12 protein-coding genes are annotated in these 12,905 nt (G+C 63.8%); 1 reads left to right on the forward strand and 11 read right to left on the reverse strand.

Going from position 1 to position 12,905, the window contains the following annotated elements; genetic code table 11:
• Positions 1–16: 16 nt before the first annotated feature.
• The 8 genes from QRN52_RS07475 to QRN52_RS07510 form a co-directional block, all read right to left on the reverse strand.
• Positions 17–748 carry a nucleotidyl transferase AbiEii/AbiGii toxin family protein gene (locus tag QRN52_RS07475; RefSeq protein WP_284752099.1) on the reverse strand — a complete coding sequence of 244 codons (732 nt, stop codon included), beginning with the start codon at positions 746–748 and terminating at the stop codon, positions 17–19.
• Positions 727–1,224: a hypothetical protein gene (locus QRN52_RS07480; RefSeq protein WP_284752100.1), complete on the reverse strand. Its 498-nt coding sequence runs from the start codon at positions 1,222–1,224 to the stop codon at positions 727–729. Before QRN52_RS07480 ends, QRN52_RS07475 begins: the two co-directional genes overlap by 22 nt.
• Before the next feature lie 336 nt (positions 1,225–1,560).
• Entirely contained in the window at positions 1,561–2,787 is a 1,227-nt protein-coding gene (locus tag QRN52_RS07485) for an IS110 family RNA-guided transposase (RefSeq protein WP_284752101.1), read from the reverse strand.
• Between the two features lie 790 nt (positions 2,788–3,577).
• Positions 3,578–3,832: a hypothetical protein gene (locus tag QRN52_RS07490; RefSeq protein ID WP_284752102.1), complete on the reverse strand. Its 255-nt coding sequence runs from the start codon at positions 3,830–3,832 to the stop codon at positions 3,578–3,580.
• Positions 3,833–3,940: 108 nt separating this feature from the next.
• Complete coding sequence (locus QRN52_RS07495) at positions 3,941–4,978, reverse strand: 2-keto-3-deoxygluconate permease (RefSeq protein WP_284752103.1); 1,038 nt, start codon at positions 4,976–4,978, stop codon at positions 3,941–3,943.
• 73 nt (positions 4,979–5,051) lie between these two features.
• A complete protein-coding gene (locus QRN52_RS07500; RefSeq protein WP_284752104.1) occupies positions 5,052–6,095 on the reverse strand; it encodes an alcohol dehydrogenase catalytic domain-containing protein in 1,044 nt (347 codons plus the stop codon).
• A gap of 52 nt (positions 6,096–6,147) precedes the next feature.
• The gene (locus tag QRN52_RS07505; protein ID WP_284752105.1) at positions 6,148–7,437 is read right to left on the reverse strand and encodes a four-carbon acid sugar kinase family protein; all 1,290 of its coding nucleotides are present in this window, start codon (positions 7,435–7,437) and stop codon (positions 6,148–6,150) included.
• Between the two features lies 1 nt (position 7,438).
• Complete coding sequence (locus tag QRN52_RS07510) at positions 7,439–8,704, reverse strand: RuBisCO large subunit C-terminal-like domain-containing protein (protein WP_284752106.1); 1,266 nt, start codon at positions 8,702–8,704, stop codon at positions 7,439–7,441.
• A 269-nt stretch (positions 8,705–8,973) separates the two neighbouring features.
• On the opposite strand from QRN52_RS07510, the gene QRN52_RS07515 reads away from it, so the two are divergent.
• Complete coding sequence (locus QRN52_RS07515) at positions 8,974–9,840, forward strand: GntR family transcriptional regulator (RefSeq protein WP_284752107.1); 867 nt, start codon at positions 8,974–8,976, stop codon at positions 9,838–9,840.
• A gap of 90 nt (positions 9,841–9,930) precedes the next feature.
• Here the strand turns inward: QRN52_RS07515 and QRN52_RS07520 are convergent, their stop codons facing one another.
• The 3 genes from QRN52_RS07520 to QRN52_RS07530 all read right to left on the reverse strand — a co-directional run bounded on the left by QRN52_RS07520 (position 9,931) and on the right by QRN52_RS07530 (position 12,717).
• Positions 9,931–10,533 (reverse strand): TetR/AcrR family transcriptional regulator, encoded by a 603-nt coding sequence (locus tag QRN52_RS07520; RefSeq protein ID WP_284752108.1) that lies wholly within the window; start codon positions 10,531–10,533, stop codon positions 9,931–9,933.
• Between the two features lie 272 nt (positions 10,534–10,805).
• Complete coding sequence (locus tag QRN52_RS07525) at positions 10,806–11,672, reverse strand: alpha/beta fold hydrolase (RefSeq protein ID WP_284752109.1); 867 nt, start codon at positions 11,670–11,672, stop codon at positions 10,806–10,808.
• A gap of 46 nt (positions 11,673–11,718) precedes the next feature.
• Entirely contained in the window at positions 11,719–12,717 is a 999-nt protein-coding gene (locus QRN52_RS07530; protein ID WP_284752110.1) for an NADP-dependent oxidoreductase, read from the reverse strand.
• Positions 12,718–12,905 lie beyond the last annotated feature (188 nt).

Genomic DNA, 12,905 nt, shown 5'->3' on the forward strand with positions numbered 1-12,905 from the left:
GGGGCCGGCCAGAGATCTACTTCGACTCGCTATTCCGGCTCGGGTTCGGGGTTTGGGGCCCCGGTGAGGTTGGTGCGTCTATGCCAGTCGTGCCGGGGTTGTGGCTGGTTTTGTGGATTGTTTCGGCGAAGTCCAGGAGGGTGGTGCTGAGGGTGGGTAGTTCGCGGGGTTGGAGGCCGTATTTGGTGAATTCGGTGGTGGGGAGTGTCCGGTGTCTGGCGAGGGCGTCGGCGAAGGTTGGAAGGTCAAGGGTCGGGTCGCGGCGTTGGCAGAGGGTGATTAGTTGTTTTTGGGTGAAGCGGTGGCTGGTGATGATGGAGTAGGCGTCGAGGTAGTCGCGGGCGTATCCGCGTGAGTAGACGGCGAGCAGTTTGGACGCGACGGAGTCTTTGAGGGAGAGGACGGGTCCGATGTCGATGATGGCGGGGGAGTTCTCCCACCAGTCCAGTCCGAGGTCGATGACAATGGCTTGTTCGTTGTGTCCTACGGTGACGCTGGCGAATTCCTCGTATTGTCGGGTGATCTCCACGGTGTATCCGGCGGCTTCGAGGGCGGTTGTCATTGTCTGCACGGAGGAGGCGAAGGTTGCCGGGCTGTGCTGGCGGTGCAGGGCGAAGAGATCGATGTCGTCCGAGAGACGTTCGGTGATGCCGTGTTCGATCAGGGCCTGGCCTCCGGCGAGGAGGAAGCCATCAGCTGCCAGGACGGCAAGTGCGATTTTAGCTGCTACGCGCTGAGCGTTGTCCATGATGGGTGTTCCTTCGCTTCGCGGGTGCCGGGGAGCTGGGGGAAGCTGGTTTCCCAGAGCTGCCTGCAGCGTGCGGGCAGGATCATGGTCGGCCACAGGGCGGTCAGCCGTCCCGGGTGGACGATGCGGCAGATTTCCTCGATCGAGCCGGAGTTCTGGAGGGTGAGTTGGTACATCACCGAGCAGCTGCCGTCATCGTTGACCTTGTAGGTTCCTTCCGGTCCCCAGTCCAGGTGGATCGGGAGCTTCACGGTTCCGGCGGCGGGGCCGTGCAGGTCGTTGAAGGCGTCCGGGACGAGGTAGACGAGGGAGTCGGCGATCGTGTGCCGGTGCTCGACGGGGGCTGCGACGTAGTCACGGAGCCGGGTGCGGATGAGTTCGGACACGGACGTGCCTTCGCGCAGGGCTTTGCGGTGCGCTTCGTTCCATAGTTCGTCGCTGATGCGGATGGTGTGCCGTGGTGTCCCTGCCGACATGGCGCGCTCCTTTCAGACGGCTTGACCTTTATGGCCAAGTCTACGCGGTGTCATGACACCCGAAGGAGAATTTCGTGACACGGTAAGAGGCGGGTGTTAGACGCTGCCAGGAAGGCCCGAACTGTCGTGGCCACCTGCTGGCGAGGCGTTGATGCGCGATCGCCGCGGAAAGCTCTACGCCTGAAGGTTGTAAATCATATTGTTGAGCGGCCGATGGGGGAAGATCTGAGGTGTTGACAGTGTCAACATTTCAGGCTTCGGATTGGGTCGTACATCGGCCGGACTGGCCCGTACTGTCTATGTTTCCGAGCCTTCCCAGTGATGCTCCTATGGTTGTCAATTCGTTTTTTGAGTGCCCTGCTCCTCGAGCCATTTCCTGTAGCTTGTTGCGAGGTCGTCGTTGCGCATGAGGCCTCGTTCGATGCGGGAGATAACGGAGGGCCATTGGCTGAGTTCGCCGGCGACCGCATTGACGGTCAACCCGAGGCTTTTGCGTTTCTGGCGTAGGTCGGTGATGCCTGGTGCCGGTACCGGGTTGAGTATCTGTCGGTATATTTCACGGGATACGTAGCGTTTGAGGCAACGCATGATGTCCCGCTTGCTTTTTCCTTCCGTGGTGCGTTTACTGACATAGTTTTTCGTGCGTGGGCACGAAGCCATCCGGGTCAGCACCACTTGATGCAGGGCACGGTTTGCGTTGCGGTCACCGCCTCGGCTGAGCCGGTGGCGGGTCGTTTTTCCTGACGATGCCGGGATGGGTGCAACCCCGACGAGTGCCGCGAACTGGGCTTCGTTTCCGATCCGTCCCCGGTTGTCTCCCACGGTGATGAGGAGCTGGCTGGCAACGTCCGGTCCTACGCCTGGGAGGTCGCAGAGCAAGGGCGCGTAGGAATCGAGGATTTCTTGCAGGGCGGTATCGGCGGCGGTGATTTCCTCGGACAACGCCTGGTAACGGGTGGCCAGGGTTTTCAAGGTCAGGGCCGTCATGTATTCCGGGTCGGCCACATGGCCTGAGGGCCTGCTCCGCTGGAGGGCGGTGATCATGGCAGGAGTGGCCATTCCCCTGTATTTCGCTCGGAGAGCGTCCGGTGCCGACACGAGGAGACCCTTGATCTGATTGACTGCTGCCGTGCGGGCCTTCATCGCCGATGAACGCGCCGTACGTAGGATCCGCAGGCATTCGACGGGTCCGTCTTTGGCTTTCGGGGTCGAGAGGCCTCGTTGAGCCAGTACCGACTGGGCTGCCTCGTAGGCATCCAGGGGATCGGATTTGCCTTTCAGGCGACGCTGAGCCCGGTTCGGCCGGTTGACCTCCAGGACAGTGAGCCCTTCGCTGCGGAGCACCTTGGACAGCCCGGCACCGTATGAGCCGGTTCCTTCGACCCCCACCGCGGCAGCCGTTCCATGACTGGCAATGAAGTCCAGGATTTTGCGGTATCCGGAGCCCGCGGCGAGGAACTCCTGATCGGCCAGAGGTTTGCCGTACTCGCTGATGATGGCGACGTGGTGAGTATCGGCATGCGTGTCGACGCCGACGAAGACATTTAGCGGTTCTTTTGCCAAAATGGAAACTGCCCCTGAGATATCAATGATCAGTTGACGGGCACGTGGGCCAGGTGGGCAGACAAAACGGTAATGGGACTGGTCGAATCAGGCTCCTATGAAGTCATGTCCGCCTGGCTCAACGCGCTTATAGCGGAACTTGAACCGGCGGACAGATCACAGGGAAGACAGCACCGGCAGGCACGTCAGTTTTCAAGTGGGTCACACCGGTTCAAGACCAATTCCAGTATTACCGTTTTCAGGGCCTGGAATGCCGTTCGAGTCCCGCCTCGGGCACGACGTATTCCCTCGTCAGGGGCGATTTTGCTTTGACGTGTTGACAAAGCTTGTGATGGCGTCCCTCTGACGCTCGGGGCGCGGGCTGGCGCCTGCCCGCCGCGGTGGCCTATGAAGGTGTGTGGGTTGCGGGTTCAGGGTCCTGGCTGGTGGGCCTTCCGCCTGCTGTCGTGGGGTTATGCAGTTCCTCGTTTCCGTTCTGTCGGGTTGGCCCGGGGTGGCCTAGCCCTATTCATGGGCCAGGGGAGCGGGAACGACATGACGCTGGCGTACTGGCTGTAGGGCGTTGCGGGAGGCGGTCTCAGGCCACTTGCGAGAGCTGTCCGCGGGCGTGTGTCCTGGCAAAGAGGGTGTGGACAGTGTCCACACTTATGTCTGCTTTAGTGGAGGGCTGAGAAGAGTTGAGTCCGATGTCAGTTTGGGTCCCCTCCATGTCGCCTTCGGATCCACCTCCGCGGGTGCAAGAGGCCGTCAGGCCAGCTCTCGCCTGCCGCCCGGTTTCTGCAGCGCTTAGTTAGGTGAGGATTTTGTGGATGGTGGTGCCGTCGCCCTGGGAGATGAGGGTTCTGCTTTGGCCTTCGATTCGTACCCAGAAGTATGAGGCGTCTTCGGCGATGTCATCGATGGTGCCGTGTTCGGGTTCGCAACCGTGTCGTTTTACGACCACCCTGTCGCCGGGGTTCAGGTAGATCCAGTTGTGATAATCGAGCAGGCGGGTTTGGGATCCAGGGAGTGTTGCGTTCACTTGCGGCGTGGCTGCATCCTTCATGGTTTTCCTTCCTGTGTTGGTGCTGCGTTCGTCCCCCCGGGTCTGGGTATAAGGATGGGGCGGGGCGGGGCACTGGTGTGCACGCCCCGCCCTCTTCTTTTGGTACTGCTATGTCAGTTCTGGGGTACTACCTGCATGCTTGGGGGCTGGCGCCTCCTGCTCGGACGAGTTGTCTGCTGTGGCCGTCAGGCCCTCTTTTTTCTGCACCCTCTTTGCCCAGGCTGACGTTACGATCGGGCAGAGTACTGCTGAGACGACGACCGAGGCTGCTACGAGGACGGTGGCGTGGTCGGCGGCTGGGGCGTAGACGGGGTTGGCTGTGGCGATGATTGCCGGGACTAGGGCGGCGTTGCCTGCTGTGGTTGCTGCGGCGAGGCCTGCGACGCCGTCACCGCCGGTGAGTTTGTCGGCCAGTAGCAGCACGGCGCCGCCGACGAAGACCACGAACAGGCCGAGTACGATTCCGAGGAGTCCTGCTTCGACGACTGCGTTGAGGTTGATGGTCAGGCCGAGGGCCAGGCCGAGGAACGGCACCATGGCGGGTACCAGTGGGGCCAGGAGGTTGCGCATGTTTTTGTCCAGGTTTCCGAGGAGCATGCCCAGTGCCAGCGGGAGGATGGCGCCGACTAGTGCCTGCCAGGGGAAGGCTGAGAGTCCTGCGATGCCGAGGGTGACCATGGTCAGGAAGGGCCCTGATTCCAGGGACAGGATGGAGTAGGCGCCGGCGTCGCGTTTGCGGCCGTACTGGCCCATGAGGGAGATGTAGAGCCCGCCGTTGGTGTCGTTGAGTGCGGCGACGAGTGCGAGGGTTGAGAGTCCTGCGAGGATTCCTGAGTCGATGGGTGCTTCGCCGAGGAAGCGTCCGGCGATGACGCCGATGAGGATGGCGAAGAGGATTTTGGAGCCGAGCAGCACGCCGCCTTTTTTGAGGATGTAGGGCGTGGATTTCACTTCGAGTGTTGCGCCTAGGCAGACGAAGAACACGGCAAGGAGTGGTGCTAGGCCGGTGAAGAATGCGCCGGTGAAGGATCCGAAGAATTTTCCGGCGTCAGGGGCGAGGGTGTGGATGACGGCGCCGATGCCAAGGGGCACCAGCATCATGCCGCCGGGGACTTTTTCCAGGGCTTTCTTGATGGGAATCGACATTGATATCTCCTGTGAATGGCTGGGTGGTTGGGAGCTGCACGGGTCCGACCGTCAGTTCCGTTGTTGGGTTGGGTTAGCCGAGGCCCGGGATGAGCAGGACTTTGCAGGCGTCCCCGGTGAGCAGTTCGACGGCTTCGTCGATGTCGCTGAGTTTCTTGCGGTGGGTGATGAGCCAGTCCAGGTCCAGCTTTCCGGAGTCCAGGAGCAGCAGGCTTTGTTCCCAGGTTTCCCAGAGCCGGCGCCCGAAGATGCCGCGCAGGGTGATGCCCTTTTTGTTGATGTATGCGGCGATGTCGACTTCTGCGGGGCGGCTGGGGTGTCCGACGGTGATGACGGTCGCTTCGCGGCGGACGGCTTCGAAGAGGGTTGCCAGGGTGCCGGGGGCGCCGGAGCATTCGAAGGCGACGTCGAAGCCGCCGCGGCGGCCGGTCAGTTCGCGGCAGCGCTCAACGATGCCGTCGTTGGGGTGCAGTGCTGTGGCACCGAGTTTCTCGGCCTGGGCACGGCGGTAGGGGTTGGGGTCGACGGCGATGACATGGCTGGCGCCCATGAGCAGGGCCAGGTTCACGACGACGAGGCCGACCGGGCCTGCGCCGCTGACGAGCACGGCCCGGCCCGCGACGGAGTAGTCGGCCCGCTGGATGGCGTGCACGGCGACACCGGCGGCTTCGAGCAGGGCCCCGGATTCCAGCGACAGGCCAGCGGGGAGCTTGACGCAGATGTCCTGCGGGACGGAGGCGTACTCGGCGAAGACACCATCGATGTGCATTCCGAGGATGCCGGTGCGTTCGCAGGTGTGTGCGTCGCCGGTCCGGCAGGGGAAGCACTGGCCGCAGGTCAGGTGGCTTTCGAGGGCGACCTGGTCGCCGACCTTGAGCCCGGTGACGCCGGGACCGACTTCGACGACGGTTCCTGCGCCTTCGTGGCCGAGGATGACCGGGAGGTTGAGGTTGAATGCCTGGGCTGAGGGGGTCCATTCATACAACTCACGGTCGGTGCCGCACAGGGACGCGGCTCCTACTTCGATGACGACGGAGCCTTCTGTTGCCTTGGGGTCGCCGGCGTCGGTGACGTAGGTGACGCCTCGCTCGGCTGCGTTCTTGACTACTGCCCGCATGGGGGCCGCCTTTCGTTGGTTCTGGTGATGCGCGGAGGGAATTGCTTGTGAGTCAGCCGGGGAGTTGGCCGGCGAAGCGGCGCAGGATGTCGGTCGGGCCGACCTGTCCGCCCTTGAGCAGGAGCCTGCACCCTGCGACGGCGGAGCCGCCGTCGGCCAGCAGGATGGGGCCGGCTGTGACGAACTGGTCGGAGACCCGCAGCTGGTGTACTCCCATGGCGATGAGTGCGTGGCTGGAGGTATCACCGCCGCAGACGGCGATATCGCGGGTGAGCTCGGTATCGGCCATCCTGGCGGCGATGCCGCCGATGAGGGTGCCGACGTAGCCGGCGTCCACCGGTTTACCGGCTTCGTAGCGGGGGTCGGCCGCGCCGCGGGTGGTGTGGACGACCACGTTCCTGCCTGCCCGAAGGGCAGCGGACACCCGTTCGTCGAGGGCTGCCACGGCGGTGGTGTCATCGCGCTGCAGCAGTTCGGCAGGCACGGGAACGTCCTGCCAGCCATTCGATACGGCGTCGTTGATCTGTTCCGCTGTGGTGCTGGAGGCTGAAGCGCTGACAGCCAGTACCGGTCCCGACGGGCGCTGCGGCCCGGGGGTACGCGGAGCCTGGTCCGAGATGGAGCGTGCCAGGGCTGCCATGATGCCGCCGGAGCCGACGACGATGGATGGGCCGTGGCCGTGTTCTTCCCGGGTGAGGGCTTCTGCGATGGCGTCCATGTGGTGTTCGTCCACGGCGTCGACGACGAAGGCCTGTGCTCCGGGGTCCCGGCGCCGGTCGGCCCAGGCGTCCTTGAAGGTGCCGTCCTGGTAGGCGGGCAGGTGGATGGCCCCGGGCACCTGGGTGCCGCCGAGCTGTTCGGCCAGGACGTCGCGGAGGTCCGCCTCGGACATGGGGGTGGACGGGTGCCGTGAGATCACCGGATGGCGGTCCAGCCGGTAGATTTTTCCGGCGTGGGTCGCGTAGTGGGTGCTGAAGGCGGTGTAACGGCCGAAGCCCGGCTGGGCCGGCACCACCGGGATCGGGCCGTGCAGGGGGAATTGCTGATGGAGCAGCTGGATCCCGCGGCCGATGCTTCCCACAGTGGTGGAACTGTCGAACGTGGAGCAGACCTTGTACAGCAGCACGTCCAGGTACAGGGCCGCGATCCCGGCAAGGTCGCGGGTTACCAGGGTGTCGAACGCCGTTCCGGACAGGGACCGTGCAGGCCCGGCGAACCCGACGACGTCGGTGTCCGTGGGCAGGGGCGCGTCCCCGATGACCAGGGCAGCTTCCAGGTGGGACTGGGCCAGGACGTCGGCGGCTCCGGTGAGGTCGTCCGCGACGAAACCGAAAGCTGGCATGTCAGGCACCTTTCCCGAACGTCTGGACGGCATGCAGCAGGGCGTCATCTCCAGTTTCCGCCCGCTTGGTGGCTGCAGTCTGCAGCGGGACCCCGTCCACGGCTGCTTCCCACGCCTGTCGTAGGCTGCGCACTCCGGCGCCGGGACCGTCCGGGTGGGCTGCGACCCCGCCGCCGGCCAGCATCATCAGGTCGGTGGAACCCACTGCGTCGAACGTGGGGCCGGGAGTGGTGACGTTCTGCCCTGAGGACAAGACGGGAAGTGGTGTGATGGTCTGTCCGAGAGGTTCGAGGAGGCTGCGGATGTTGGCGGCGACTTCTTCGTCGAGTTCGTAGAACTTGCTGCCCAGTCCGCTGGCGTGCAGGTGATCGGCCCCGGCAAGGCGGGCCATCTGCTGCCAGACCCGGTAGTCCATGCCCAGGGCCTTGGACCGCATGGAGGCGGCGAGGCCCGCGCGATGGCCGTGGATGGGGACCTCGGCGAAGCTGCGGAGCAACGCCAGGGCCGGGAGTCCCATCACCGGGATGTTCAGCATCACGCAGCGGCCACCGGCCTCGACAACCAGGTCGTGGCGCTTTTGCAGTCCGGCAAGATCGCCGGTGATGTTGAAGGCGTACATCGTCGAGTGGCCCGTGACCTGCTCGGCGGCTCGGATTTCCTCGGTAGCGACCGCGACCCGGCGTTTCAGCGGCAGGTACGCCGGATCAGTCATCAGCTCGTCATCCTTGATCAGGTCGATGGAGGCCATCGCCAGATCCCTAACCACCAGCCGGAATTCCGCTTCAGACAGCCCGACATTGGGTTTGACGATGGTGCCGACCATGACGCCCTGAACGCCACTGATGAGCTTGCGGGTCCCCTCGATGCCGAAGGCCGGGCCAGGGTGGGCGGCAACGAAGTCACCTGGCAGCTGAATGTCCTGGAGCCGGCACGCGTAAAGGTCGCCCAGCTCAAAGAGATTGCCTGCGATGGCAGTCTGCAGCGTCGCCAGGTCGGTACCGACGTTCTCCATCGGGAAATCAACCGTCACCAATGCGGCACGGACTTTTTCCGGGTTGGCCCGTGACGGCAGGGAAGGACGGCAGAAGCCAAGCTCCTGGACATCGGCTATCCGGGCGGCATGCCGTTCCCGGATCCGGGAGGATTCGCCGGGCACCGGCAGGAACGTGCCGCTGGACTGCTCACCCGCCATGATGGCCGCGGCCTTCTCGGGCTCAATCTCAGACTCTAGGTAATAGGTGCAACGCACCGAGCGCGGGTCGCGCATGGACTCTCCAATTCGAGGGGTATGAAACTCACGTATCCGACTGTCACCTGCAGGTACTTTCACTTCGCTCACGCGCCGATGCGGGCTCAAGCAGGTGACTCGCGCTTCGGGTCCACGGGATCTTCTGTGATCAGCGGTCCGAAGTTGTACGTACCTTTGATACGTACAATAATGGGTGGTGTAGGTCACGTCAAGACCGCCTCGTAGCACCGCAGACCACTGGGCACGCGGCGGGAGGGCTAAGATTTGCACAGCGAAGAGGAGTGAGCGTGAGTTTGGAACCAACAGAAACAGGATCGGAGCCGGCGGGACGCGCCGGGGGCCTGAACCGGGAAGCCGGAGGTCCCCTCCATGCCCAGATCCGGGACATCCTGCACCGGCAGATCGTGGACCTTGCACTGCCCCCGGGCTCCTCCCTGCCCACCGAAGAGGAACTGCAAAGGCAGTTCGGGGTTTCCCGCAGCGTCGTGCGCCAGGCCCTCTCAGGGCTCGCCGACCTCGGCCTGATCCGGCGCCAGCGCGGCCGCGGCAGTGTGGTGGCTGCCACCCCCGTCCTCCGCCGGCACGTTCAGCGTGCGGGCGGCCTGGATGAGCAGGCGGCCGCGCACGGCCAGCGCCTGCGCACCCATGTCCTCAGCGTGGAACCTTCCGAGCCGCCCCAGGCGGGCATCGAGGCCCTCGACACCACCAACACGTGGAAAATCGAGCGGGTCCGGTACCTCGACGATCTTCCCGTTGCCTTCATGCGTACCTGGGTCCCTCGCGACTTCTTCCCGCATTTCACCGTGGAACTGCTCGAGAACGCCTCGCTCCTTGGCCTGATGCGCGACCACGGCTACCACCCCGCCGGCGGTCCCCGTCAGGTACAGGCCGTGTCCTCAGATCCTGACCTGGCGCGGAAACTGAACATCAACACCAGGGAGCCGCTGCTCCTGCTCCAAGGCGTCACCCGGGACGCCCTCGGCCATGGCCTCGAATGGTTCAACGTCTGGCACAGCCCCAACACCGTCTTCGACGTCGACGCGCAAGTCACCAGCCAGCCGGGACGCGTCTCCCAAGAACACATCCGCCGCCTGCGCACCCTGACCCAACAACTCGAATCAGAACTAGCCGACCTCGAACGAGGAGCACGCTAACGCGGGCCCACGGACGACGCGTCCGGTTTGGTTTGGGTGTAGTTCCGGCCGACATGTGGCAGGCCTGGCGGCGATAACTGAAGGTTGGTGTCAGCGGGGCAGGAGCAGGCGGATCTGGGTGCTGATGTCCTGCACAATGTCCTCGGTGCGAAGAGCGGGATTTGCATTCACTGCCATGCTGAGGAACATGATGGCAGAGACGATGCGTGCGGTTGTTGCGGCGTCATCGGCACTGAGAAGGTCATCGCGGACCAGGACGGCGGCGATGACCTCCTCGGTCTGCGCGACGATGGAAAGGGCTTCACTGTGGTGGGGCTCCGTCGCGTCGCCGAAGACCATCTCCCGCAGGTAGGTGCGCCCATTGTCGACCTGGACGCGGTTGCACTCCACGATCGGCCGCACGATGGCCATCACTGCATCCAGTGCATTCGGGATGGTTTCAGCATCGGCCCGGCCCCGTTCGAGAGCTTCCGCGTAGTGGGCATTCTGCACGAGCAGGAGGAGTTCTCCCTTAGTCTTTGCGTATAGGAACAGGGTTCCGGTGCCGATGTCAGCCTTATCGGCGATCTGCTGGGTTGTGACCTCCTCAACCCCGTGTTCCGCGAACAGTGCACTGGCCGCGGCGGTGATGCGGTCAAGCTTCAGCTGCTTGTTCCGCTCACGTCGTCCGAGCGGCTGGGGTGCGACGGGCATGAAGGTTCCTCCGGACGTAAACTGACTGGACTCAGTTATGAGTATAACGAACACGGAGAGCCGAGGCACCCCCGGCCTGTCTACTTCCAGCAGTGGGGGGCTCGACCGCGCTTCACGTGAGTGAGCGCAACGTCTTTGTCATAAGCGTGAGTTGCCGAAGCCAGCGGTATCAGCCGGCGGGAAAGCTGATTGATCGCGCTAGTCGTGAAGAAGCCACCGTGGGCCGCGGTGGCGGCGAACCCTTGACGAGATGTAGAAGTTCCGAACGTGGGTTAGTTGGCGAGGAATTCGACGGCGGTCGGTGCGAACTTGGCGTGGTGCTGGAAGATGCCGCCGTGGCCGGAGTCGGGGTACATGATCAGCTCGGATCCTTGGATGCGCCGGTGCAGGTCTTCGGAGAGGACGGATGGCACCATGCGGTCGTTGTCGCCGTTGGCGATGAGGGTGGGGTGCGTGAGTGTGGACAGGTCTGACGGGGCGGAGCGGCCGAAGGCTTGGATTGCCTTCAACTGCGTTTGGAATGCGTGCGTGCTGATCGGCTTGTCACGGTCGGCGCTGCGCTCCTGGAGGCGCTTGATGAACGCTTTCGCTGCGGGTTTGCCGGTGGTGTTGCGTTTGAAGAACAGGAACTCCTTGGGATCGGACCTTGTCAGGATTGCGCGGAGGATGTCCCAGTAGGTGGTGCCGACGACTTTGTCGATATCCTTGCCGCCGCGCGGGCCGGTTCCGGTGAGCACGAGCTTGCGGACAAGGTCGGGATGTTTGAGGGCCAGGTCCTGGGCGATCATGCCCCCCAATGAGAAGGAGAAGACATCGATTTTGTCGAACCCGAGGGCCTTGATGAAGGTGTAGGAGTCGTCGGCCATTGCCTCGACGTTGCGGGGAACTTGCCCGGTGGAAGCGCCGACACCGGGCTGGTCGAAGGTGATGACGTGGCGGTTCTTCGCGATGGGGTCGATGATCCGGGGATCCCAGTTATCCAAGGTGGCGGCTAGGTGCACGAAGAACAGGACGGGGATGCCGCCCTTCGGCCCCAGCTCCCGGTAGGCGTAGGTGACACCTTCGGCTGTGATGGCTTTGGTAGGTGCTATCGCGTACGAGGTAACGACAGAGTCGTGCGGGGTGCCGGTGTTGTCCATGACGGTTGTTCTCCTGCGTGGTTCGTGAAGTGGAAAAGGTGGCGGTTCAGTTGCTCAGGGCGACCACTGCTTTGCCGCGGATGCCGCCCTCGGCCAGGTACTGCAGCGCCTCTGGGGTCTGGTCGAAGCTGAAGACCTTCCCTACGATGGGGCGCAGCACGCCGTCGTCGACCAGCGATGCGATCTGGCGCAGTTGGTCGCCGCTGGCGCGCATGAAGAGGAACTCATAGCTGACGCCGAGCTTCCTGGCATGCCGGCGAATCTTAGTGCTGAGTACGGTGATTGCCAGGCGAAGCGCAGGATTCAGCCCGGCTTCGCGGGCGAACGCCGGATCCGGCGGTCCGGAGATACCGATGGTCTTGCCGCCGGGTTTGAGGATGCGCAGTGACTTCTCAAGGTTCTCCCCGCCGAGGCTGTCGAGCACGAGGTCGTAGCCGCTGAGGAGTTGCTCGAAGTCCTGGGTGCGGTAGTCGATCACGATGTCGGCTCCGAGTTCGCGCATGAAGCCGGCGTTGGAGCCGCTCGCGGTGGTTGCAACGGTCGCGCCGAGGTGCTTGGCGAGCTGGACGGCGATAGAGCCGACGCCGCCGGCTCCCGCGTGAATGAGAACCTTCTGTCCGGGACGCACGTTGCCCCGCTCAACGAGGGCCTGCCATGCGGTCAGCGCCACCAGCGGCAGCGAGCCGGCCTCCTCCATGCTGGCCGATGCAGGCTTCAACGCAAGGTCATCCTCGGCGACGGCGATGCGCTCTGCGAACGTGCCGATGCGGTCCTTATCGGGGCGGCCGTAAACCTCATCACCGGGCTTGAACCCGCGCACCTTAGCCCCGACCTGCAGGACGGTGCCGGCCACGTCATTGCCGAGGATCAGCTGGAGCTTGTAGGGGAGGATTTGCTTGAACTCGCCCAGCCGGATCTTCTCGTCCAACTGGTTCAGGCCTGCCGCTTGAACCTGCACGAGCACGTCCCCTTCGCCGACGGTCGGCTCAGCAACCGCCGCTTCGCGCAGCGGCTCCTTGTACTTGGTGACGACGAACGCTCGCATGCCGTGATGCTCCTTCGGGGGGTTTTGGTTAGTAGCTGGTGCCATTCATGCAGCGATATCTCGGGGCGTCGCTCTGCCGCGCCGGGCACTCTTGTCAGTACCGGCATGTTTTGGACGGGCCCTTAAGAGAGTGATCACAATCAATTATGACTGCACTCATATATTTGTCAAGGCCGGGCCTAGTTAAT

Source organism: Arthrobacter sp. efr-133-R2A-120 (assembly GCF_030209835.1).
GTDB lineage: Bacteria > Actinomycetota > Actinomycetes > Actinomycetales > Micrococcaceae > Arthrobacter.

Excerpts from the sequence above, each read along its gene's own strand:
- QRN52_RS07490 (WP_284752102.1), bottom strand. The coding sequence starts at position 3,832 with ATGAAGGATGCAGCCACGCCGCAAGTGAACGCAACACTCCCTGGATCC.
- QRN52_RS07530 (WP_284752110.1), bottom strand. The coding sequence starts at position 12,717 with ATGCGAGCGTTCGTCGTCACCAAGTACAAGGAGCCGCTGCGCGAAGCG.
- QRN52_RS07505 (WP_284752105.1), bottom strand. The coding sequence starts at position 7,437 with ATGCCAGCTTTCGGTTTCGTCGCGGACGACCTCACCGGAGCCGCCGAC.
- QRN52_RS07495 (WP_284752103.1), bottom strand. The coding sequence starts at position 4,978 with ATGTCGATTCCCATCAAGAAAGCCCTGGAAAAAGTCCCCGGCGGCATG.
- QRN52_RS07480 (WP_284752100.1), bottom strand. The coding sequence starts at position 1,224 with ATGTCGGCAGGGACACCACGGCACACCATCCGCATCAGCGACGAACTA.
- QRN52_RS07520 (WP_284752108.1), bottom strand. The coding sequence starts at position 10,533 with ATGCCCGTCGCACCCCAGCCGCTCGGACGACGTGAGCGGAACAAGCAG.
- QRN52_RS07525 (WP_284752109.1), bottom strand. The coding sequence starts at position 11,672 with ATGGACAACACCGGCACCCCGCACGACTCTGTCGTTACCTCGTACGCG.
- QRN52_RS07475 (WP_284752099.1), bottom strand. The coding sequence starts at position 748 with ATGGACAACGCTCAGCGCGTAGCAGCTAAAATCGCACTTGCCGTCCTG.
- QRN52_RS07500 (WP_284752104.1), bottom strand. The coding sequence starts at position 6,095 with ATGCGGGCAGTAGTCAAGAACGCAGCCGAGCGAGGCGTCACCTACGTC.
- QRN52_RS07510 (WP_284752106.1), bottom strand. The coding sequence starts at position 8,704 with ATGCGCGACCCGCGCTCGGTGCGTTGCACCTATTACCTAGAGTCTGAG.